The following is a 22,070-nucleotide window of genomic DNA, read 5'->3' on the forward strand; positions in this document are numbered from 1 at the left end:
TGTGGAAGTGTATACCACTGAAGAACAACAGGTTGAGGTCATCAAGAGCTGGTGGAAAGAGAACGGCACCTCGGTGATCGCAGGAACTGTTATCGGTCTGGTCGGCCTCTTTGGCTGGCGCTACTACAACGAGATGCAGCAGAACAACCAGGAAGCCGCCTCCCAGGCTTACAACGAGATGACCGCCCAGCTGGCCAGGGGGGACGACGCCGCCCTGGAGCAGGCAAAGAGCTTCATTACCGCTCACAAGGGTGACGCCTATGCCGAGCTGGCTGCCCTACAACTGGCCGCGGCCGCCGTCAAGGCGGGCAAGCTGGATCTGGCTGCCGAGCAGCTGACCCAGGTGGCCGCCAGTGGCGATGACAGCATCAAGCCCATCGCCGCCCTGCGTCTGGCCCGGGTCCTGAGCGATCAGGGCAAGGCTGACGAGGCCCTGGCCCAGCTTGGCAAGATCAACAACGACGCCTTCAAGGCCCAGGTGGCGGAAGTGCGCGGCGACATCCTGCAAAAGCAGGGCAAGGCCGAAGAAGCGCGTGATGCCTATCAGGCAGCGGCGGATGCCGGCGGCCTGCAGAGCAGCGCCGAACTCAAGCTGAAGATGGATGATCTGGCGCTGCCAGCCGTCACTGCGGGCGAGGCTCCGGATGCGTAATCTGTACAAGCGAATGGCGCTGGGGGTGGCTGTCTCCTTCGCCTTGCAGGGGTGCTCCCTGTTCAGTTCGGAAGAGGATCTCAACCCCATGGCGCCCCTGCCCAAGGTCGAGTCCGCGTTCACTGCCGATACCGCCTGGTCCTCCTCGGTCGGGGATGGCATCGGCAACTTCTACTCCCAGCTCAAGCCGGTGGTGGAAGAGGACCGCATCTATGCAGCGGCCCGCGATGGCGATGTGACCGCCTTCGAGCGCGAGAGCGGCAAGGAGCTGTGGAGCGTGGATCTGGCAGATCTGCCCATCAACGCCGACAAGCGCAGCGCCCGTCTCTCCGGCGGCCTGGTTTCCCGCTACGGCAAGCTGTTCCTCGGGTCCGAAAACGGGGTGGTCTACGCCCTGAACGAGGCCAACGGCGAAGTGCTGTGGCAGACCACGGTGCCGGGGGAAGTGGTGGCGAGCCCCGCCGTCGAGGATGGCCGCGTGGTGGTGCTGACCACCTCCGGTCGCCTGGTGGCGCTCGATACCGACGAGGGCAAGCTGCAGTGGACCCTGTCCGAAGAGCAACCGCCCCTGACCCTGCGCAGTGCCGGCGCCCCCATCATCACCAACGGTGCCGTCATCTATGGCCGCGCCGATGGCAAGGTGGGCATCGCCCTGCTGAGCAACGGCCAGCCTGTGCGTCAATCCAAGGTGGCTGACCCGCGCGGCGCCACCGAACTGGATCGGATGGTGGACGTCGATGCCAGCCCGCTGATTGCCGGTGATGAGCTCTACGCCATCGCCTACAACGGTCAGTTGATGGCGCGCAAGCTGATGAGCGGCGACGAAGTGTGGAAGCGCAAGTATTCCGGTTATCGCGACATGGCGGTGACCGGCAATGCCATCGTGCTGACCGACAGCCGCAGCCATCTGTTTGCGGTCGATCGTCGCAACGGTCTCGAGCTGTGGTCCAACACCCAGCTGGAAAACCGCACCGTGACCGCCCCCGTCATCCTGGGTGACTATGTGGTGGTCGGCGATGTGGAAGGTTACCTGTATTGGCTGGACCGTACCGACGGGACCATCAAGGCCATGCAGCAGCTCGACAGCAGTGGTCTCTATGCCGCTCCGCTGGTGGAGGGTGACACCCTGTATGTGCAGAGCCGTGACGGCAAGTTGTACGCCCTCAAGCGTCCTTGATCGTCCGATAATGTGAATATCCGGCTCCTGGTCTTCGGACCCGGAGCCTTTGTCGTCTTGAGAATGAGGCTTTTATGACTCCTGTAGTTGCCCTGGTGGGCCGCCCCAACGTGGGGAAATCCACCCTGTTTAACCGCCTGACCCGTACCCGGGATGCCCTGGTTGCCGACTTCCCCGGCTTGACCCGGGACCGCAAATATGGCCAGGCGAAGCTGGGCGAGCTGGAATTTATCGTGGTCGATACCGGCGGTATCGATGGCACCGAGGAGGGGATCGAGCTGAAGATGGCCGAGCAGTCCCTGCTGGCCATCGAAGAGGCCGATGTGGTGCTCTTCATGGTGGATGCCCGTGCCGGTCTCACCGCGGCGGATCAGGCCATCGCCGAGCACCTGCGCAAGACCCACAAGAAGGTGTTTCTGGTGGCCAACAAGACCGACGGCATCGACGGTGACTCCGCGGTGTCCGAGTTCTACGGTCTGGCCCTGGGCGAGGTCTACCAGATGGCGGCCGCCCACGGCCGTGGCGTACTGAGCCTGCTGGAGCTGGCCCTGGCCCCCCACCTCGAGACCCTGGTCGGCTCTGCCACCGAGGCACAAGAGGAAGAGGAGCTGGAGGAGTTCGACGAAGAGGCCCTGCTGCGCATGGTGGCTGCCGGTGAGCTCGACACCCGGGAAGATACCAAGGAGACGCCGTTCGCCGACCTGCCCATCAAATTTGCTATCGTCGGTCGTCCCAACGTCGGCAAGTCGACCCTGACCAACCGCATGCTGGGTGAAGATCGGGTCATCGTCTACGACATGCCGGGGACCACCCGCGACTCCGTCTACATCCCCATGGAGCGCGACGATCAGAAATACGTGGTCATCGACACCGCCGGCGTGCGTCGCCGTGGCAAGGTGCACGAGACGGTGGAGAAGTTCTCCGTCATCAAGACGCTCAAGGCGATTGAAGATGCCAACGTCTGCCTGCTGGTCATTGACGCCCGGGAGACCATCACGGATCAGGACTTGAGCATCCTCGGCTTCGTGCTCAACAGCGGCCGCTCCGTGGTACTGGTGGTCAACAAGTGGGACGGCCTGGATCAGAAGGTGAAAGAGGACGTCAAGAACGAGCTGGACAGACGCCTGGGCTTCATCGACTTCGCCCGGGTGCACTTCATCTCCGCCCTGCACGGCAGTGGCGTCGGTCACCTGTTCGAATCCATCAACGAGGCTTACGAGTCCGCGACCCGCCGCACCAGCACCGCCATGCTGACCCGCATCATGCAGATGGCCCAGGAAGATCACCAGCCGCCCATGGTGAATGGTCGCCGGGTCAAGCTGAAGTATGCCCACGCCGGTGGCTACAACCCGCCGCGCATCGTGATCCACGGCAACCAGTTGAATGACCTGCCGGACTCCTACAAGCGCTACCTCATCAACTACTTCCGCAAGTCGTTGAAGATCATGGGGACGCCGATCCGGGTGGAGTTCCAGGAGTCGGTCAACCCGTTCGAGGGCAAGAAGAACACCCTGACCCTGAGCCAGGAACGCCAGCGCAAGCGCCTGCTCAAGGCCAAAGCGAAGAAATAAAGCCCTGCGGCTGCCCTTACCGGCAGCCGTTTTTCTTGATGGCCCTCCTCAAGGCAGACAAACCAGGGGAGGGGCTGCGAGTGACGCCGGTGCACAGTGACGTAAAGAGGAGTCGAGAAGAGAATGAACACGCTGACCTGCCCTGCCTGTCAGGGCGAACTGGACAGCCGCAGCCGCGAGACGACGTGTGGCCAGTGTCAGGCCCGTTATCGCATCCGGGCCCTGTGTCCTGCCTGCGGGCAGGAGCTGGAGCGGCTTCGGGCTTGCGGCGCGGTAGATTATTTTTGCAACCACTGCAACACCCTGGTCTCCAAGCGCACCGTTCTATTTGAGGCGCAGCCTGACAAGGCATAAAAAAACCCGGCTGATGCCGGGTTTATACTGTGTGCTCCGCTATCAGCAGCGTGAAGGAGCGGTTTCTGTGCCAGATCTTGCGTTTCATGTCGGCCAGCTTGAGCTTGCGTCTCGGGCTCCAGGCACATTTGGTTTTTCGGGCCAATATGGCTCTTCTGCGTGCTCGCATCCTGTTCTCCTCCCTGGTCTTGCGTGGGGCCGAAAGGGCCCTTGGCAGGAACTGCAACGCAATGAATACATTGCAATAAGTTCGCTCCAGCGCCCCTCGTATACCCAAGGATGGTAACAGAGAACAGGGCAGGAAAACACACCCCTGGCGAGGCTAGGGGGTGATGATCTGTTTGACCACTTCGGCGATGATGGCCGGACGCTGTGCCGGCACGTCCGGCTCGCTGCTGTCGTCCTCGTCCAGCTCCTCCCGACGATGGGCCTTCTGCTGTTCATTGTCGAGCCAGAGCAGGCTCTGGTAGTACTGGCGCACGTTGTTGACATAGTTGCGCGCCTCGCCGCCACGGGCATAGCCATAGCGCACCTTGCGATGCCAGCGTGACTGTTGCAACAGGGGCAGCACCTCTTTCACGTCGCTCCAGGCGTCCGGATTCTTGCCCAGCTCCTTGGTCAGGCGGCGGGCATCCATCATGTGGCCGTAGCCGATGTTGTAGGCGGTGAGGGCAAACCACACTTTCTCGTCCGCCGGGACCGAGTCGGGCACCTTCGCCATCATCTCCTGCAGGTAGCGGGCGCCCCCTTTGATGCTCTCTTCCGGGTGGGTGCGATCGTTTACCCCCATAGCCTTGGCGGTCGGGCCGGTGAGCATCATCATGCCGCGCACTCCGGTGTAGGAGCGTGCCTGGGGATCCCAGTGGGATTCCTGATAGCTGATGGCGGCCAGCAGCCGCCAGTCGATATCCTTGGCGTGGGTCTGGAACAGCGCCTGGTACTTGGGCAGCAGGCTCTTGGCCCGTTGTAGGAAGGTACGGGTGTCGACGAAGTCGAAGTTCTGCACGTGGCCGAAGTACTTCTCGTCGAGCTTGGCGATGGCGCCATCCATGAAGCGCTGACCGAAGAAGTCGATGATGCTGGCGTAGAGGCTGTCGTCGGGCAGCTTGGTCATGGCCCAGGCCACGGTCTGCTTGCTGGCGAGGGTCAAGCCCTCGGTGAGTTCGGGGTAGTAGCGCTGGGTACGGGCCAGTATGGTGTCCTGCACCACCGTGTAGTCCACCTTGCCGTCGGCCACCTGCTTGAGCAGCTCTTCCACGTCCGCATCCCGATTGGTGCTCCACTTCAGGTTGGGGTACTGCTTGGCCAGCTCCTTCATCAGGTCCTCGCCGGTGGAGCCCGCCGGCACCACTATGCTGCCCTTGATGTCACCGAGGTTCTTGGGCCTGGGGGAGCCGTTGCGATAGACCAGCTTGGGGGAGACCTGGTAGAAGCCGGGGCCGAAGCGGAACAGCTTGCGCCGCTCCGGGGTCACGACGATGGCGGCGGCGGCGAGATCCAGCTTGCCCTTTTGCAGTTGCTCGACCAGCTCGGCGGTGCTGTAGGCCGGTACTATGGTCAGCTTGACCCCCAGCCAGTCGGCGTAAAGCTGCGCCAGCTCGTAGTCGAACCCCAGTGCGGTGTCGTCACGCTGGTAATAGGAAGTGGGGCCATAGAGGGTGCCAACCCGGATCTCGCCTCGCTGGCGGATCTGCTCCAGTTGGCTGGAGGGGTGGTAGAAGTCGCAACCGGCCAGGGCCAGCGTCAACATCATCCCGATGAACAGTCGAAAAATGCAGCGCAAGTAGGTGAGTACCCTTGTTGAAAAAAACGGCATTTGTCAAAAAAGAGGCACCTTTATACCAGAGAGTATGAAGGGAGTCACACCGCGCGAGATGAGAAAAACGTTTGTTCAGGATGGGCCTGATCCCTATAATACGCGCGTCTCAAATCCCCCCACACTCTAAAACTTGGTGAGAAAGGTATATGGAAATCTTGCGTGGTGCCCCAGCACTGTCTGAGTTTCGTGTCCACAAGCTGCTGCAGAGCTGCGCACAGAGAGGAGTAGAGATAGCAAGCGTCTATGCGGAATACGTGCATTTTGCCGAGCTGACGAGCCCGCTGTCGCCCCCCGAGCGAGCGACCTTGGGCCAGCTTCTGCGCTACGGCCCGACCATCCCGGAACACACCCCCAGCGGTCAGCTGTTCCTCGTTACCCCCCGCCCCGGCACTATCTCCCCCTGGTCTTCCAAAGCAACCGACATCGCCCACAACTGCGGCCTGAAACAGGTCAAGCGGCTGGAGCGCGGCATTGCCTATTACGTGCAGGCCAAGGGTGAGCTGAGCGTGGCCCAGCGCAGCGAGATCGCGGCCCTGCTGCACGATCGCATGATGGAAGTGGTCTTTGCCGAGATGAACGAGGCCGCCGCCCTGTTTGCTCACCACGAGCCGCGCCCCTTTACCCAGGTAGATGTGCTGGGTGGTGGTCGCGCCGCCCTGGAAGAGGCCAACGTGACCCTGGGTCTGGCCCTGGCCGATGACGAAATAGATTACCTGGTGACCAACTTCACCCGGCTGGGTCGCAATCCCAACGACATCGAGCTCTACATGTTTGCCCAGGCGAACTCCGAGCACTGCCGCCACAAGATCTTCAACGCCGACTGGACCATCGACGGTGAACAGCAGCCCAAGTCGCTGTTCAAGATGATCAAGAACACCTTCGAGCAGACGCCGGATCATGTCCTGTCTGCCTACAAAGACAACGCCGCGGTGATGGAAGGCAGCCAGGGTGGCCGCTTCTTCCCGAGCCCCGCCAACGGTGAGTACCAGTATCACCAGGAGCGTGTCGACATCCTGATGAAGGTGGAGACCCACAACCACCCGACCGCCATCTCTCCCTTCCCGGGTGCCGCCACCGGCTCCGGCGGCGAAATCCGCGACGAGGGTGCGACAGGCCGTGGCGCCAAGCCCAAGGCGGGCCTGGTGGGCTTCTCCGTCTCCAACCTGCGCATCCCCGGTTTCGAGCAGCCCTGGGAGCAGGACTTCGGCAAGCCGAGTCGCATCGTCAGTGCCTTTGACATCATGCAGGAAGGCCCCCTTGGCGGCGCCGCCTTCAACAACGAATTCGGTCGCCCTGCCATCCTGGGTTACTTCCGTACCTTCGAAGAGCAGGTGCCGAGCCACAACGGCGTCGAGGTGCGCGGCTACCACAAGCCCATCATGCTGGCGGGCGGTATCGGCAACATCCGCAGCGAGCACGTCCAGAAAGGGGAGATCCCGGTGGGGGCTGCCCTCATCGTGCTGGGTGGTCCGGCCATGAACATCGGCCTGGGTGGCGGCGCAGCCTCCTCCATGGCGTCCGGTCAGTCTGCCGAAGATCTCGACTTCGCCTCCGTGCAGCGTGACAACCCCGAGATGGAGCGTCGCTGCCAGGAAGTGATTGACCGCTGCTGGCAACTGGGGGACGACAACCCGATTGTCTTCATCCACGACGTGGGCGCCGGTGGTCTCTCCAACGCCATGCCGGAGCTGGTGAGCGACGGGGAGCGCGGTGGTCGCTTCGACTTGCGTGCCATTCCGAACGACGAGCCGGGCATGAGCCCGCTGGAAGTCTGGTGCAACGAATCCCAGGAGCGCTATGTGCTGGCCGTGGCCCAGGACAAGCTGCCTCTGTTCAAGGCCCTGTGCGAGCGCGAACGCGCCCCCTATGCCGTCATCGGCACCGCCACCGAAGAGAAGCATCTCACTCTCTCTGATGATCACTTTGACAACCAGCCCATCGATCTGCCGCTGGACGTGCTGCTTGGCAAGGCACCCAAGATGCACCGCGACGTGCAGAGCCTGCCCGCCCAGGGCAAGGCGCTGCAACTGGACGGCATCACCCTCAGCGACGCCGCAGAGCGCGTGCTGCGCCTGCCGACCGTGGCGGAGAAGTCCTTCCTCATCACCATCGGCGATCGCACCGTAACGGGCCTCGTCAACCGCGACCAGATGGTCGGCCCCTGGCAGATCCCGGTGGCTGACTGCGCCGTCACCGCCGCGACCTACGACAGCTACCACGGTGAAGCCATGTCCATGGGCGAGCGCACCCCGGTGGCGCTGCTCTCTCACGCCGCCTCCGCCCGCATGGCGGTGGCCGAGGCTCTGACCAACCTGGCACCGGCCAATATCGGCTCCCTCAAGCGGGTCAAGCTCTCCGCCAACTGGATGTCTGCCGCCGGTCACCCGGGGGAAGATGCGGGCCTCTACGAAGCCGTGAAAGCGGTGGGCGAGGAGCTCTGCCCGGCCCTTGGCATCACCATCCCGGTGGGCAAGGACTCCATGTCCATGAAGACCCGCTGGCAGCAGGACGGCGAGGAGCGCAGCGTCACCTCGCCGCTCTCCCTGCTCATCTCCGCCTTTGCCCGGGTCGAGGACGTGCGCAATACCGTGACCCCGCAACTGCGCACCGATCTCGGTGAGACCGACCTTATCCTCATCGACCTTGGCAACGGCAAGCAGCGCCTCGGCGCCTCGGCCCTGGCCCAGGTTTACCGCCAGCTTGGGCAAAGTGCCCCGGATCTGGACAACCCGGTCCAGCTCAAGGGCTTCTTCAACGCCATCCAGGCGCTGGTGGCGGATCGCAAGCTGATTGCCTACCACGACCGCTCCGACGGCGGCCTCTTCGTCACCCTGACCGAGATGGCGTTTGCCGGTCACTGCGGCCTCGACATCCAGCTCGACCGCGTGGGTGGCGACCTGCTGCCGGCCCTGTTCAACGAGGAGCTGGGTGCCGTCATCCAGGTTCGTCGCGAAGACAAGGAAGCGGTGATGACCCTGCTGGCCGGTCACGGTCTGGCAGCCTGCTCCCATGTGCTGGGCACGGTGCGCGAAGACGACCTCATTCTGTTCCAGCGTGCCGGCAGCGAAGTGTATCGCGCCAGCCGCACCGCCCTTCGCACCATCTGGGGCGAGACCAGCTGGCAGATGCAGCGCCTGCGTGACAACCCGGAGTGTGCCGATCAGGAGCATGCCGCCCGCCAGGACGCCACCGATCCGGGTCTGCAGGCCAGGCTCACCTACAACCCGTCCGACGACGTGGCCGCGCCCTATATCGCTCGCGGGGTTTCTCCCCGTCTGGCGGTGCTGCGCGAGCAGGGGGTCAACTCCCACGTGGAGATGGCGGCCGCCTTTGACCGCGCCGGCTTCACCGCTGTCGACGTGCACATGAGCGACATCCTCGAGGGGCGCATCAAGCTGGAAGATTTCCAGACCCTGGTGGCCTGTGGCGGCTTCTCCTACGGGGACGTGCTGGGGGCGGGGGAAGGCTGGGCCAAGTCCATCCTGTTCAACGACAACGCCCGTGAGCAGTTCCAGCGCTTCTTCGAGCGCGGCGATACCCTCTCCCTGGGGGTGTGCAACGGTTGCCAGATGATGTCCAACCTGCGCGACCTCATCCCGGGGGCGGATCTCTGGCCGCGCTTCGTGCGCAACCGCTCCGAGCGCTTCGAGGCGCGCTTCAGCCTGGTGGAAGTGCAGGACTCCCCGTCCGCCTTCTTCGCCGGGATGGCGGGCTCCGTGATGCCGATTGCCGTCTCCCACGGGGAAGGGCGCGTGGAAGTGCGCGATGCCGCTCACCTGGCTGCGCTGCAACAGAGCGGTCTGGTGGGGCTGCGTTTCGTGGACAACCGCGGCAACGTCACCGTGCAATACCCGGCCAACCCCAACGGCTCCCCTGACGGTATCACCGCGGTGACCAGTGCGGACGGCCGCGCCACCATCATGATGCCGCACCCGGAGCGGGTGTTCCGCACCGTGGCCAACTCCTGGCACCCGGACAACTGGGGAGAGGATGGCGCTTGGATGCGCATGTTCCGCAATGCTCGGGTTCGCCTGGGTTAAGCGCCAGCAAGAAACCAAAAACCGGCCCCAGTGGCCGGTTTTTTTATGGGCATGGGTCTGAGAATGGGGAGGGCAGGAGGAGACGATCACGATGGGGGCGAGGCCATCTTCAGCTCGCTGCTCCGCCAGCTGCTTGCTGGAGGATATGGGATGGATTGAGGGGAGCGATCTGGTATCGCCTGCCAGACGAGCAAGCCGGACCGGGCCTTGGCGGACATAAAAAACCGGCCACGGAGGCCGGTTTTGCTGTGTGAACTGAACCTGAGGCTAGCGCAGCACCACGTGCTGGAAGCCCTGCACCAGGCTGATGACGGGCTGGGGGTAGATGCCGAGCAATACCACCAGAATGGCGGAGAGCAGCACCACCAGGCCCCCGGAGGAGAAGGCCCAGTCGGCCCTGGCATCGCGCAGTTGCATGCCGGGTTCACGCAGGTAGAGGGTGACCATGACCCGCAGGTAGTAGTAGAGCCCCAGGGCACTGCCGAGCACGATGGCGCCACTGAGCCACCACAGCTTGGCATCGACGGTGACGCCGATGAGGTAGAACTTGCCGATGAAGCCCAGCGTCATGGGGATACCGGCCAGCGAGAGCATCATCACCGTCATCACCGCCGTCAGATAGGGGCGCTTCCAGAACAGACCGCGATAGCTGTGCAGGGAGTCCGCATCCTTGCCGCGATAGGGGCTGGACATCATGCTGATGACGCCGAAGGCACCCAGGCTGGTGAACAGGTACATCAGCAGGTAGACACCCGCCGCTTCCACCGGCATCTCGCCGAGGCGGCTTGCCACCACCACCGCCAGCAGATAGCCGAAGTGGGAGATGGAGGAGTAACCCATCATCCGCTTGATGTTGGTCTGGATCAGCGCCAGGAGGTTGCCGACCACGATGGAGACGACCGCCATGGCCGCCAGCAGCCAGTGGATCATGGGATCCGAGGTGGCGGGTACTGCCAGGTAGAAGCGCAGCAGCACGCAGAACACCGCTATCTTGCTCACTGTGGCGAGGAAGGTGGCCACCGGTGCCGGCGCCCCTTCATAGACGTCCGGGGTCCAGAGGTGGAAGGGGGCGAGGGACAACTTGAACGCAAAGCCGACCAGCATCAGGCCAAAGCCCCCCATCAGCAGCGGATGGTGAGCCGGGCTCTGGGCCAGGGTCACACCGAGATCGCTGAAGCTCAGGCTTCCGGCCTGGGCGTAGAGCAGTGCCATGCCGAACAGCAGGAAGGCGGTGGCACTGGCGGAGAGCACCATGTACTTGATGCTGGCTTCCAGCGAGCGCCGCTCGCGATAGGCATACCCCACCAGACCGAACATGGGCAGGGTCAGCATCTCGATCCCGATGAAGAGCGAGGCGAGGTGACGGGAGGCCGCCAGCACCAGACCACCGGCGGTGGCGATGAGCAGCAGCAGGTAGAACTCTTCCCGGTTGTCCGGATAGCCCTTGAGCCAGGTGCGACCGAAGGTGCAGGTGGCCAGGGCCCCGATGAGCACCAGCCCCATGTAGAAGACCGCGTAAGCGTCCACTTGCAGCAGGGGAGTGACCCCCTGATCCCCTTGGGCCATCACGATGGGCAGGGAGAAGAGCGCGAGGTTGAGGCCGATGATGGTGACCACGAAGGCGGTGTCGTCACAGCGCTTCCAGGCGATGGCCAGCATCAGGGCCACCATGGCCCCCGTGGTCAGCAACAGGGGCAGCAGGGCCAGCAGTTGAGAAACAGTAAACGTCATGACAGTGCTCCCGACATGGACAAGGAAGGCGAAAGAGAAAGCATCATTGCAGCGCCCCCGTGCCCGGCAGCGCGTACCAGTGCAGCACGCTCAGGAGGCTGCTGCTGGCGGTGTCGAGCACCGGCTGGGGATAGAGACCGAGCAGCACCAAGAGGCCGGCGATGGTCAGCATCATGGTCAGTTCCCGGGTATCCAGCCCCTTGAGCATGCTCTCCTCCCGGGGCGTCCCGAAGCAGGCCCGCTGCAGCATGATGAGGGAGTAGACCGAGGCCAGCACCAGCCCGAAGGTGGCGATGACGGTGATAACGGGGGCCACCTGGAAGCTGCCGATGAGGATCAGGAACTCGCCGACGAAGTTGCCGGTCCCCGGCATCCCGAGGGATGCGACGGAGAAGAACAGCATCACGCCGGGCAGGTAGCGCAACCGTCCCCAGAGACCGCCCATCTGGCGCAGATCCCGGGTGTGCAGGCGCTCGTAGAGCTGGCCGCACAGGATGAAGAGGCCGGCGGCCGAGAGCCCGTGGGCAATCATCTGTACCACTGCCCCTTGCAGGGCGAGCTCGCTGCCGGAGTAAATGGCGATCATCACGAAGCCCATGTGGGAGATGCTGGTGTAGGCAACCAGCCGCTTGATATCGGTCTGGGCAAAGGCCAGCAGGGCGCCATAGACGATGCCGATGAGGCCGAGCACCATGGCGTAGGGGGCAAACTCGGCGGACGCCTCGGGGAAAAGCGGCAGAGTGAAGCGCAGCAGGCCGTAGGCCGCGGTTTTCAGCAAGATGCCCGCCAAGTCCACGGAGCCTGCGGTGGGCGCCTGGCTGTGGGCATCAGGGAGCCAGCCATGGAGCGGCACCAGGGGCATCTTGACCGCGAAGGCGATGAAGAAGCCCAGCATCAGCAGCCACTGTACCGTGCTGCTCATGGGGGTGTTGAGCAGCTCCTGATAGTTGAAGGTGAAGACACCGGTGGCGGCGTGGTGGGTCAGTACCAGGCCCAGGATGGCCACCAGCATGATGAGGCCGCTCGCCTGGGTGTAGATGAAGAACTTGGTGGCGGCGTTGATGCGCGACTTGCCATCGGTGACCGAGTGGCCCCAGAGCGCAATCAGGAAGTACATCGGCACCAGCATCATCTCCCAGAAGAAGAAGAAGAGGAACAGATCCACCGCCATGAAGACGCCGAGCACGCCCCCCAGGATCCACAGCAGGTTCAGGTGGAAGAAGCCGATGCGCTGGACGATCTCCTTCCAGGAACAGAGGATGGCCAGCACGCCGATGAAGCTGGTGAGGATCACCATCAGGAGCGACAGCCCGTCCACGGCGAGGTGCAGGGAGATGCCGAAGCGGGGGATCCAGGGTTGTTGCCACTCGGCTGCCCAGACGGGGAGGCCGGGGTTGGCGAGGGTGAAGTCACCACCGAGCCAGATGGCGCTGGAGAGCACCAGACAGGCGCTCATGGAGGCGAGGGCCACCCAGCGGACAAACTGTCCGCCGAGCCGCTCCATCTGCCAGCAGAGCAAGCCGCCGATGAAGGGAATTAGCAAGATCCAGAGTAAGGTCACGATATCAGCTCTCATCTAGGTTCTAGTCGGGCAGGCGCTGAGCCTGCCACACAATATTGGGCTCATGGATCAGCCGAGCAGCAGCAGGGCCAGGATCAGGGCGGCGCCCATCCCCATGGAGGCTGCGTACCAGCGTAACTTGCCGGAGACGGTCCAGGCCAGCAGCTGATGCCCCCCCTGGGCCAGCACGGCGGGCAGGTTCATCATCCTGTCCAGCGGATCCTTGCCGAGCAGGCGAGTCGCCAGCAGGTAGGGCTTGACCCAAATCAGGTCATAAAGCCAGTCAAAGCCCCAGGCATTGAACCAGAGGGTGGACAGAGCCCGCCCCGGTGCGCTCTGTGCGATCCCCTTCGCCAGGCGACGTTCGCCGAGGAAGAGGAAGGCGGCCAGCGCAATGCCTGCCACGGCGATGACGCCGGAGAGGATCTCGAGGCCATGGCGTCCCTCTTCGATGTGATCTCCCGGGCCGGCCGGCAGCACTCCTGCCAGCGGTGGCACGATGAGGGCGCCGACTCCGGTGGAGAGCACCAGCAGCACCAGCAGTGGCAAATGGTGGGCAAGGCCCTGTCCGGCGTGAGCCTGGGTCTGCTCCTTGCCGTGGAAGGCGATGAAGATGAGGCGGAAGGTGTAGAGGGAGGTGAGGAAGGCACCACCCAGACCGGCCCACAGCAGGGCGCTCTGGCCACTGGCCTGCACCTGCCAGAGGATGGCGTCTTTACTGTAGAAACCGGCGGTCACCAGTGGCAGCGCGGCCAGGGCCGAGCCCCCCACCAGGAAGCAGGCGTAGACCAGCGGCAGCGATTTGCGCAGGCCTCCCATCTTGAAGATGTTCTGCTCGTGGTGGGTCGCAACGATGACGGCCCCGGCGGAGAGGAACAAGAGCGCCTTGAAGAAGGCGTGGGTCATCAGGTGGAAGATGGCCCCTTCCCAGGCACCGACCCCCAGGGCCAGGAACATGTAGCCTATCTGGCTCATGGTGGAGTAAGCCAGGATCCGCTTGATGTCGGTCTGCACCAGGGCGGCAAAACCGGCCAGCACCAGGGTGATGGCACCGACCAGCGCCACCAGATGGAGGATCTCCGGGGCCAGCAGGAAGAGGCCGTGGGTGCGGGCGATGAGGTAGACACCGGCGGTCACCATGGTGGCGGCGTGGATCAGTGCCGAGACCGGGGTCGGGCCCGCCATGGCGTCCGCCAGCCAGGTCTGCAGGGGCAGCTGGGCGGATTTGCCGACCGCGCCGCCGAGCAGCATGAGGCAGGCGAACGACAGGGCAGGGGAGCCGTCGGCAAACATCGCAGGGGCTCGCACCAGCAGCTCGTGAATGTTGAGGGTGCCGAGCTCGCGGTAGAGCACGAAGAGCCCGATGGCGAGGAAGACGTCGCCGACCCGGGTCACCACGAACGCCTTGAGGGCGGCGGCGCCGTTGTTGCGATCCTTGTAGTAGAAGCCGATCAGCAGGTAGCTGCACAGCCCCACCCCTTCCCAGCCCAGGTAGACGAACAGCAGGTCATCGGCCAGCACCAGGAACAGCATGCTGGCGATGAAGAGGTTGGTGTAGGTGAAGAAGCGCGAATACCCCTCTTCCCCGCGCATGTACCAGGAGGCGAACAGGTGGATGAAGAAGCCCACCCCGGTCACGACCCCCAGCATGGTCAGCGACAGCCCGTCCAGGGAGAGACGGAAGGCGGGCTGGAACTCGCCCACCGTCATCCACTGCCACAGGGTCTGGGTATAGACGCCGCCTTCCGGCATGGTATTGAGAAAATCGATGCCGACCCACAGGGTAGTGAGGGCCGAGAGACCGATGCTGCCGACACCGATGAGCGCCGAGGTGCGCTCGCCGAGGCGGCCGAGGGAGAAGGCCAGCAGCAGCCATCCCAGCAGCGGGAACAGGAAAGTCAGATATAGGAGGCTCATCCGCGCATCTCGCTCACAGTGTCCACGTTCAGGGTGTGGTAACGACGATAGAGCAGCAGTAACAGGGCGAGGCCGATACTGGCCTCCGCTGCCGCCAGAGAAATCACCAGTATGTACATGATCTGGCCGTCGGCCTGGGCCCAGCGGCTACCCGCCACCACGAATGCCAGGGCGGACGCGTTCATCATGATTTCGATACTCATGAGGATAAACAACAGGTTGCGGCGTATCAGCAGGCCGCACAGGCCGATGGCAAACAAAATGGCCGCCAGCAGGAGGCCGTGCTCCATGGGAATTCCACTCATCGCCATGCTCCTTGTGCTTGCTGGATGGAAAGGGGGCAGGCTGCCGGCAGCGAGCCATGCATCACCACGGGGATGTCGCTCATTGCTGACCTCCTTCCTGTGTGGTGCGAGGCACGGAGAGCACTTCCCCGCTCTTGTCCTCGCGGCCCAGGTGATAGGCGGTGACCAGACCCGCCAGCAGCAGGATGGAGGCGAGCTCCACCGCCAGCACATAGGGGCCGAACAGGGCGATACCGACTTCCTTGGCGCTGACCTCGGTCAGACCCAGTTCACCGCCGGTCACGCCGAGAATGCCGTGGGCCAGAAAGCCCAGCAAAATGAGGGAGAGCAGGGCCGGGCCACCCCAGGTCATGGGGGTAAGCCACTTCTTCTCCTGATCCTGGGCGCTCCCCAGGTTCAGCATCATCACCACGAACACGAACAGCACCATGATGGCGCCGGCGTAGACGATCACCTGCAGGGCCCCCGCAAAGGCGGCGCCCAGGCAGAAGAAGATCATGGCCACGGCGATGAGGGAGATGATGAGATTGAGCAGCGCATGCATGGGGTTGCTGGTGCTGATCACCCGCAGCGTGCTGTAAACGGCGACCAGGGCCGCGGCATAGAATGCCAGTTCCATGATTGACTCCTAGGGCAGCAGGCTCTTGACATCGATGGGCTTGGCTTCGTTCTCGGCATCCCCTTTGGGTTTGCCGTCGATGGCCATCCCGCTCATGCGGTAGAAGTTGTAGTCCGGGTATTTGCCGGGGCCGCTTATCAGCAGATCTTCCTTCTCGTACACCAGATCCTGGCGACGATACTCCCCCATCTCGAAATCCGGCGTCAGCTGGATGGCGGTGGTGGGGCAGGCCTCCTCGCACAGGCCGCAGAAGATGCAGCGGGAGAAGTTGATGCGAAAGAACTCCGGGTACCAGCGGCCATCTTCCCGCTCCGACTTCTGCAAGGAGATGCAACCGACCGGGCAGGCGACAGCACACAGGTTGCACGCCACGCAGCGTTCGTCGCCATCGGGATCCCGGGTCAGTACGATGCGACCGCGAAAACGGGGGGCGGCGTAGACCGGCTGCTCCGGGTAGCTCAAGGTTTCACGGGGGCGCCAGGCATGGGAGAAGACCATCCCAAGACTGCGCAACTGGGTGCCAACACCCTTGATAATGCTTGTAATTTTCATAGGTGCCTCACTGCACATTTATCAGCACTGGCGTCTGGGCGCTTCCTTGCCGCAGACCGCCGAATCATCGTCATGTCCATCTCGTTTTGCTCACGCATTCATCAGCACCACGGCAGCGGTGACCAACATGTTGAGCAGGGTCAGGGGCAGGCACACTTTCCAGCCAAAGGACATCACCTGGTCGAAGCGCGGGCGGGGCAGGGATGCCCGCAGCAGGATGAAGAACACCATGAAACAGGCGGTCTTCAGGGCGAACCAGATGAAGGGCGGCAGCCAGGGGCCGTGCCAGCCACCGAAGAAGAGGGTCACGATGAGGGAAGAGATCAGCACGATGCCGATGTACTCCCCCACGAAGAAGAGACCCCACTTCATGCCCGCGTACTCGATGTGATAGCCGTCGGCGAGCTCCTGCTCGGCCTCCGGCTGGTCAAACGGGTGGCGGTGGGTGACGGCGACCCCGGCAAACAGGAAGGTGACGAAGCCCAGGATCTGGGGGATCACGTTCCACATGCCGGCCTGGGCCTCGACGATGTCACGCAGGTTGAAGCTGCCGGTCTGGATGACGATGCCCATGAGCGAGAGGCCAAGGAACACCTCGTAGGAGAGGGTCTGGGCCGAGGCGCGCAGGCTGCCGAGCAGGGAGTACTTGTTGTTGCTCGACCAGCCTGCGAAGAGCACGGCATAGACCGCCAGCCCGGCGATCGCCAGGATATAGAGCAGCCCCACGTTGAGATCCGCCACGCCCCAGGTGGGGGTGATGGGCACCACCGCAAACGCCAGGATGAAGGCGGTGAAGGCGATGATGGGGGCCAGCACGAAGATCCGGCGATCCGCAAAGGGCGGGATCCAGTCCTCCTTGAAGAACATCTTGACCATGTCGGCGGCCAGTTGCAGCAGACCGAAGGGGCCAACCCGGTTGGGGCCGTAACGGTCCTGCCACAGTGCCAGCAGGCGGCGCTCAATGAAGCTCATGAAGGCGCCGGCCCCCACGATCCCCACGAGCACGACCAGGGCCTTGCCGACCTCGATCAGCAGATCCATCAGAGAGTCGCTCATGCGATGACCTCCTGCAGGTTATCGATCAGGGCGTGGTGCAGGGCGGTCGGCAGACCGTTCACCCCGAGTGGCAACCCTGCCAGGCCCGGAGCCAGCGCATCGCTCAGGCGCAGACGCAGGCGCCAGTGGTTGCCACCCCAGGAGAAGGCCACCAGTGCGTCAGGGGACAGTGCCAGGCGCGCGGCATCCGCCGGGTTCAGTACCAGGGTGGGTTCCCCCATGCGAGCCTGGATGACCGGGCTTCTGGCGGAGAGCTCCTCGCCACCGAACAGCTGGTCATAGCTCACCACCTGCAGGGATGCGGCGGGCAGGAAGGGGGCCGGGATGGCGCCAAACCAGCCCAGGTTGCCTTCGCCCGGCTCCAGCAGGCGGCGACCGGGATCCCCGGCACGCAGGTTGCCACCCACCTCGTCCTGGAACTTGTTCCAGGCGGAGGGGGAGTTCCAGCCCGGTGCCCAGGCAAACGGTACCTGGGAGAGGGGCTGGCGGGCACCGGCGTAGCCTTCCATGGAGAAGGCGAACGGTGAATCGGGATCCTGGGCGACTCTGGGCTCGCTCACGTTCTGGTTCGCCAGCATGGAGGTGCGACCACTGTAGCGGTGCGGCTCCCGGGCGAGCTTCATGCCGCGAATGCGCAGGCCGGCGTTGGGTGCAGCTTCACCCATGGTGGTGAGCAGCGGGGCGCTGGCGGCGCAATCGCGACTCACATCGTCGAAGGTGTTCCAGCGAACCGAACGCGGTTGCTGGCTCCCTTGCAGGGCATCCAGCCAGCGCCAGCTCTCGCGCACCTGGATATCGGCGTTGTAGAAGGCGGGAGCATAGACCTGGAAGAAGCGCTGGGCGCGGCCTTCCATGTTGACCAGGGTGCCATCGCCTTCGGCAAAACTGGCGGCAGGCAGCACCAAATCCGCCTTCTTCGCGGTGGCCGTCTCCTGATGGTCGATGACCAGCAGGTGTTGCAGGCGATCCAGGGCGGCGTCCACCCGGCTGCGGGGGGCTCGGCGGTAGAGGTCGTTCTCAAGAACGACCAGGGCAAGTCTCTCTTCCCCTTCCATGCGCTCGAGGGCTGCCTCCAGAGGGGCGGCATGCCGGGCCAGCATGGCCAGCCCCAGGCTGTTGGCTTCCTGAGCCACCAGGGCAAGCTCCGCGGCCTGGCCACGGCCCTTGAGGGCACGGGCGATGTTGCTGGCCGCTTCGATCAGCGCCTCGTTGCGGGCTCCATTGCCTGCGATGATGAGGGGCTTTTTGGCGTTGCCAAGCAGGTCGGCCCATTGGGCGGCGAGGGCCTGCTGTTCGAGGGAGAGATCCGTTGGTGCCGGTGCACTGGCGTCCAGCAGGTGGGCGATGGCAAACCCGAGGCGCGCCTGATCCGCGTGGGGGGCGTGTAGGGTGCTGCTCGCCACGTCATCCAGGCGGGTGGCATCCAGACTGGTGATGAGCAAGGGGTAGCGCTGGTTCTGGGCCAGGGTCTGTACGGCAGCGACCTGCCAGAGATCCACCTTCAGCTTGCGGGCAATGTCGCGCCCCTTGCCTTTCACTGCCTGGCGCAGGGCCAGGGCGATGCGGGCGGCGGTCTGGGTGACATCTTCCCCGAGCACCAGCACGGCGTCGGCTTCTTCCATGTCGCGCAGGCTGGGAGTGCGCACGCCACCGTGCTCCAGAATGTCCAGCATCTTCTGCAGGCATTTCCATTCGCTCTGCTCGACCCCGGAGTAGAAGTTGGCGGCCCCCACCAGTTCGCGCAGGGCGAAATTGCTCTCCAAGGAGGCGCGGGGTGAGCCGATGCCGATGACGCCGCTGGCGGTGCGCAGCGCATCCACCGCCCGGTTCAGGGCGCCATCCACCGTGATGGCCAGCTTGTCACTGCCATCCTGCAGCAGGGGCTGGCGCGGGCGGTCGGTCAGATTGACGTGGCCGTAGCCGAAGCGGCCGCGATCGCAGAGGAAATAGTGGTTCAGGGCACCGTGGAAACGGTTCTCGATGCGGCGCAGCTCGCCGTAGCGCTCACCCGGGCTGATGTTGCAGCCGACCGAGCACCCCTGGCAGATGCTGGGGGCGAACTGCATGTCCCACTTGCGGTTGTAACGCTCGGAGTGGGTCTTGTCGGTGAAGACGCCGGTGGGACAGACCTCCACCAGGTTGCCTGAGAATTCGCTCTCCAGAGTGCCATCCTCGACCCGGCCGAAGTAGACGTTGTCGTGGGCGCCATAGACCCCGAGATCCTCGCCACCGGCGTAATCCTTGTAATAGCGCACGCAGCGGTAGCAGGCGATGCAGCGGTTCATCTCGTGGTTGATGAAGGGACCCAGATCCTGATTCTGGTGGGTGCGCTTGGTGAAACGGTAGCGGCGGCTGTTGTGGCCCGTCATCACCGTCATGTCCTGCAGGTGGCAGGCGCCACCCTCTTCGCACACCGGGCAGTCGTGGGGATGGTTGGTCATCTGCCACTCCACCACCGTCTTGCGAAACTCCTTCGCCTCTTCATCCTCGATGGAGATATAGGTGCCATCGGTGGAAGGGGTCATGCAGGACATGACCAGGCGGCCGCGCTTGTCGTCGGCATTCTGATACTGTTTGACCGCGCACTGGCGGCAGGCACCGACGCTACCGAGCGCCGGGTGCCAGCAAAAATAGGGGACGTCCAGACCCAGCGACAGACAGGCTTGCAGCAGGTTGTCTGCCCCGTCTACCTCGTACTCTTTACCGTCTACATGAATGGTTGCCATACAACTTCCCTGAAACCTGTTTTATGAAATCGGCTATTGCCCGATGCGTCCTGGCGCTTACCAGCGCTCGCCCAGCAGGTTGGGCTGGATACCCTTGAACAGCTTGTGATTGTCATGGGGGGCCTTGACCCCGGCCTCGAACTCGGACCGGAAATACTTCATCGCACTGCCAAGGGGCTCGACGGCGCCGGGGGCATGGGCACAGAAGGTCTTGCCCGGGCCCAGGAAACTGACGAGCTGTTCCAGGGTCGCGAGATCCTCGGGTTGGCCCTCGCCCCGCTCCAGCGCCCGCAGGATCTTGACGCTCCAGGGCAGGCCGTCGCGGCAGGGGGTGCACCAGCCGCAGGACTCGCGGGCAAAGAACTCCTCCATGTTGCGCAGCAGTGAGACCATGTTGATGCTGTCATCCACCGCCATGGCAAGGCCCGTACCCATGCGAGTGCCCACCTTGCCGATGCCGCCAGCGTACATCTGGGCATCCAGGTGCTCGGGCAGCAGGAAGCCGGTGCCGGCGCCGCCCGGTTGCCAGGTTTTCAGGCGATAGCCGGGCTTCATGCCGCCGGCGTAGTTTTCGAACAGCTCGCGGGCGGTGATGCCAAAGGGCAGCTCCCACAGGCCGGGATTGTTGACCTTGCCGGAAAAGCCCATCAGCTTGGTGCCGTGATCTTCCGAACCCGGCAGTGCCAGCCCCTGATACCAGGCCACACCGTTGCCGATGATGGCGGGGACGTTGCACAGGGTTTCGACGTTGTTGACGCAGGTCGGCTTGCCCCAGACGCCGGAGACGGCGGGGAAGGGGGGTTTGGCCCGCGGGTTGGCGCGCCGTCCTTCCAGGGAGTTGATGAGGGCCGTCTCTTCGCCGCAGATGTAGCGACCTGCGCCGGTGTGGACGAACAGCTCGAAGTCAAAGCCCGAGCCCAGGATGTTCTTGCCAAGGAGCCCCGCGGCCTTGGCCTCTTCCACGGCGCGGCGCAGGTGGATGGCGGCATCCACGTACTCGCCGCGCAGGAAGATGTAGCCGCGATAGGCTTTGAGAGCCCGGGCACTGATGATCATCCCCTCGATCAGCAGGTGGGGCAGCTGCTCCATTAGCATGCGGTCTTTGTAGGTATTGGGTTCCATCTCGTCGGCGTTGCAGAGCAGGTAACGGATGTTCATGCTCTCGTCTTTGGGCATCAGGCCCCACTTCACGCCGGTGGAGAAACCGGCGCCGCCGCGTCCCTTGAGGCCGGCATCCTTGACGGTGCTGACGATGTCATCCGGGCTCATCTGGCCCAGCGCCTTGCGGGCGGCCTCATAGCCCTGCTTTGCCTGATACTCCTCGAGCCACACCGGCTGGCCGTCGTCCCGCAGGCGCCAGGTGAGAGGGTGAGTCTCGGCGGTGCGGGGGATGCGGTTGGCGGTGCCGAGGGAGGCAAGCGTCTTGCCTGGCTGAATGCTCATGGGTAAGCCTCCAGGGTTTTCAGCAGGCTGACGGCATCGAGTCCGCCATAGGTATCGTCATCGATCATGATGGCCGGCCCCTTGTCGCAGTTGCCGAGGCAGCAGACGGGCAACAGGGTGAAGCGGCCATCCGGAGAGGTCTGACCGGGGGCCAGATTGACGACCTCTTTCAGACCGGCAAGCAACTGCTCGTGGCCGTTGATGTAGCAGACCATGCTGTCGCAGACGCGGATGATGTGACGACCCACCGGCTGGCGGAAGATCTGGCTGTAGAAGGTGGCGACCCCTTCCACGTCGCTGGCGGGGATGCCAAGCTCGGCGCCGATGGCGTGAATGGCGCCGTCAGGCACCCAGCCACGGGCCTGTTGCACTATCTTGAGCGCTTCGATGCTGGCTGCACGGGGATCTTCGTAGTGGTGTTTCTCGTGTTCGATGGCATCGCGCTCAGCCTGGCTCAGGACGAAATCTCCCTGCTGGCTGCTGCATGCCCCTTGCCCTTGTGGGGTCTGGTTATTGTGACACTGACATTGGCTCATGACTTGACCTT

16 protein-coding genes are annotated in these 22,070 nt (G+C 63.8%); 5 read left to right on the plus strand and 11 right to left on the minus strand.

Annotation, left to right across the window (positions count from 1 at the left end; translation table 11 throughout):
* Window position 1 precedes the first annotated feature (1 nt).
* The 4 genes from AB5Y59_RS07325 (at window position 2) to AB5Y59_RS07340 (ending at window position 3,754) form a co-directional block, all read left to right on the plus strand.
* Complete coding sequence (locus AB5Y59_RS07325) at window positions 2-652, plus strand: tetratricopeptide repeat protein (RefSeq protein ID WP_319884708.1); 651 nt, start codon at window positions 2-4, stop codon at window positions 650-652.
* The gene (gene bamB, locus AB5Y59_RS07330) at window positions 645-1,829 is read left to right on the plus strand and encodes an outer membrane protein assembly factor BamB (RefSeq protein WP_039038719.1); all 1,185 of its coding nucleotides are present in this window, start codon (window positions 645-647) and stop codon (window positions 1,827-1,829) included. The genes AB5Y59_RS07325 and bamB overlap by 8 nt, the downstream gene beginning before the upstream one ends.
* Before the next feature lie 74 nt (window positions 1,830-1,903).
* On the plus strand, window positions 1,904-3,400 hold the full coding sequence (der, locus tag AB5Y59_RS07335; RefSeq protein WP_010675045.1) for a ribosome biogenesis GTPase Der: 1,497 nt from the start codon (window positions 1,904-1,906) through the stop codon (window positions 3,398-3,400).
* Window positions 3,401-3,523: 123 nt separating this feature from the next.
* Complete coding sequence (locus AB5Y59_RS07340; protein ID WP_039038718.1) at window positions 3,524-3,754, plus strand: zinc ribbon domain-containing protein; 231 nt, start codon at window positions 3,524-3,526, stop codon at window positions 3,752-3,754.
* Window positions 3,755-4,076: 322 nt separating this feature from the next.
* On the opposite strand, the gene mltF is transcribed toward AB5Y59_RS07340, so the two are convergent.
* Window positions 4,077-5,570, minus strand: a complete 1,494-nt coding sequence (gene mltF, locus AB5Y59_RS07345; RefSeq protein WP_042880710.1) for a membrane-bound lytic murein transglycosylase MltF — start codon at window positions 5,568-5,570, stop codon at window positions 4,077-4,079.
* A 149-nt stretch (window positions 5,571-5,719) separates the two neighbouring features.
* On the opposite strand from mltF, the gene purL reads away from it, so the two are divergent.
* Complete coding sequence (gene purL / locus AB5Y59_RS07350; RefSeq protein WP_368211740.1) at window positions 5,720-9,613, plus strand: phosphoribosylformylglycinamidine synthase; 3,894 nt, start codon at window positions 5,720-5,722, stop codon at window positions 9,611-9,613.
* Window positions 9,614-9,880: 267 nt separating this feature from the next.
* Here purL and nuoN read toward each other — a convergent pair whose 3' ends face one another.
* The 10 genes from nuoN to nuoE form a co-directional block, all read right to left on the minus strand.
* On the minus strand, window positions 9,881-11,344 hold the full coding sequence (gene nuoN, locus AB5Y59_RS07355) for an NADH-quinone oxidoreductase subunit NuoN (protein WP_010675039.1): 1,464 nt from the start codon (window positions 11,342-11,344) through the stop codon (window positions 9,881-9,883).
* Window positions 11,345-11,387: 43 nt separating this feature from the next.
* Complete coding sequence (gene nuoM, locus AB5Y59_RS07360; protein ID WP_010675038.1) at window positions 11,388-12,905, minus strand: NADH-quinone oxidoreductase subunit M; 1,518 nt, start codon at window positions 12,903-12,905, stop codon at window positions 11,388-11,390.
* Between the two features lie 69 nt (window positions 12,906-12,974).
* Window positions 12,975-14,822 carry an NADH-quinone oxidoreductase subunit L gene (gene nuoL / locus AB5Y59_RS07365; RefSeq protein ID WP_139737063.1) on the minus strand — a complete coding sequence of 616 codons (1,848 nt, stop codon included), beginning with the start codon at window positions 14,820-14,822 and terminating at the stop codon, window positions 12,975-12,977.
* Window positions 14,819-15,127, minus strand: a complete 309-nt coding sequence (gene nuoK, locus AB5Y59_RS07370) for an NADH-quinone oxidoreductase subunit NuoK (RefSeq protein WP_010675036.1) — start codon at window positions 15,125-15,127, stop codon at window positions 14,819-14,821. The genes nuoL and nuoK overlap by 4 nt, the downstream gene beginning before the upstream one ends.
* Window positions 15,128-15,206: 79 nt before the next feature.
* On the minus strand, window positions 15,207-15,746 hold the full coding sequence (nuoJ, locus tag AB5Y59_RS07375) for an NADH-quinone oxidoreductase subunit J (RefSeq protein WP_010675035.1): 540 nt from the start codon (window positions 15,744-15,746) through the stop codon (window positions 15,207-15,209).
* Between the two features lie 9 nt (window positions 15,747-15,755).
* Complete coding sequence (nuoI, locus tag AB5Y59_RS07380) at window positions 15,756-16,298, minus strand: NADH-quinone oxidoreductase subunit NuoI (protein WP_010675034.1); 543 nt, start codon at window positions 16,296-16,298, stop codon at window positions 15,756-15,758.
* A 90-nt stretch (window positions 16,299-16,388) separates the two neighbouring features.
* Window positions 16,389-17,354 carry an NADH-quinone oxidoreductase subunit NuoH gene (gene nuoH, locus AB5Y59_RS07385; RefSeq protein WP_010675033.1) on the minus strand — a complete coding sequence of 322 codons (966 nt, stop codon included), beginning with the start codon at window positions 17,352-17,354 and terminating at the stop codon, window positions 16,389-16,391.
* Window positions 17,351-20,080, minus strand: a complete 2,730-nt coding sequence (nuoG, locus tag AB5Y59_RS07390; protein ID WP_368211742.1) for an NADH-quinone oxidoreductase subunit NuoG — start codon at window positions 20,078-20,080, stop codon at window positions 17,351-17,353. The genes nuoH and nuoG overlap by 4 nt, the downstream gene beginning before the upstream one ends.
* Window positions 20,081-20,137: 57 nt before the next feature.
* A complete protein-coding gene (gene nuoF, locus AB5Y59_RS07395; protein WP_042016644.1) occupies window positions 20,138-21,523 on the minus strand; it encodes an NADH-quinone oxidoreductase subunit NuoF in 1,386 nt (461 codons plus the stop codon).
* Window positions 21,520-22,059 (minus strand): NADH-quinone oxidoreductase subunit NuoE, encoded by a 540-nt coding sequence (nuoE, locus tag AB5Y59_RS07400; protein ID WP_010675030.1) that lies wholly within the window; start codon window positions 22,057-22,059, stop codon window positions 21,520-21,522. Before nuoE ends, nuoF begins: the two co-directional genes overlap by 4 nt.
* Window positions 22,060-22,070: the final 11 nt, after the last annotated feature.

The organism is Aeromonas sp. s10 (assembly GCF_040907975.1).
In the GTDB taxonomy this organism is placed as follows: Bacteria; Pseudomonadota; Gammaproteobacteria; order Enterobacterales; family Aeromonadaceae; genus Aeromonas; species Aeromonas caviae.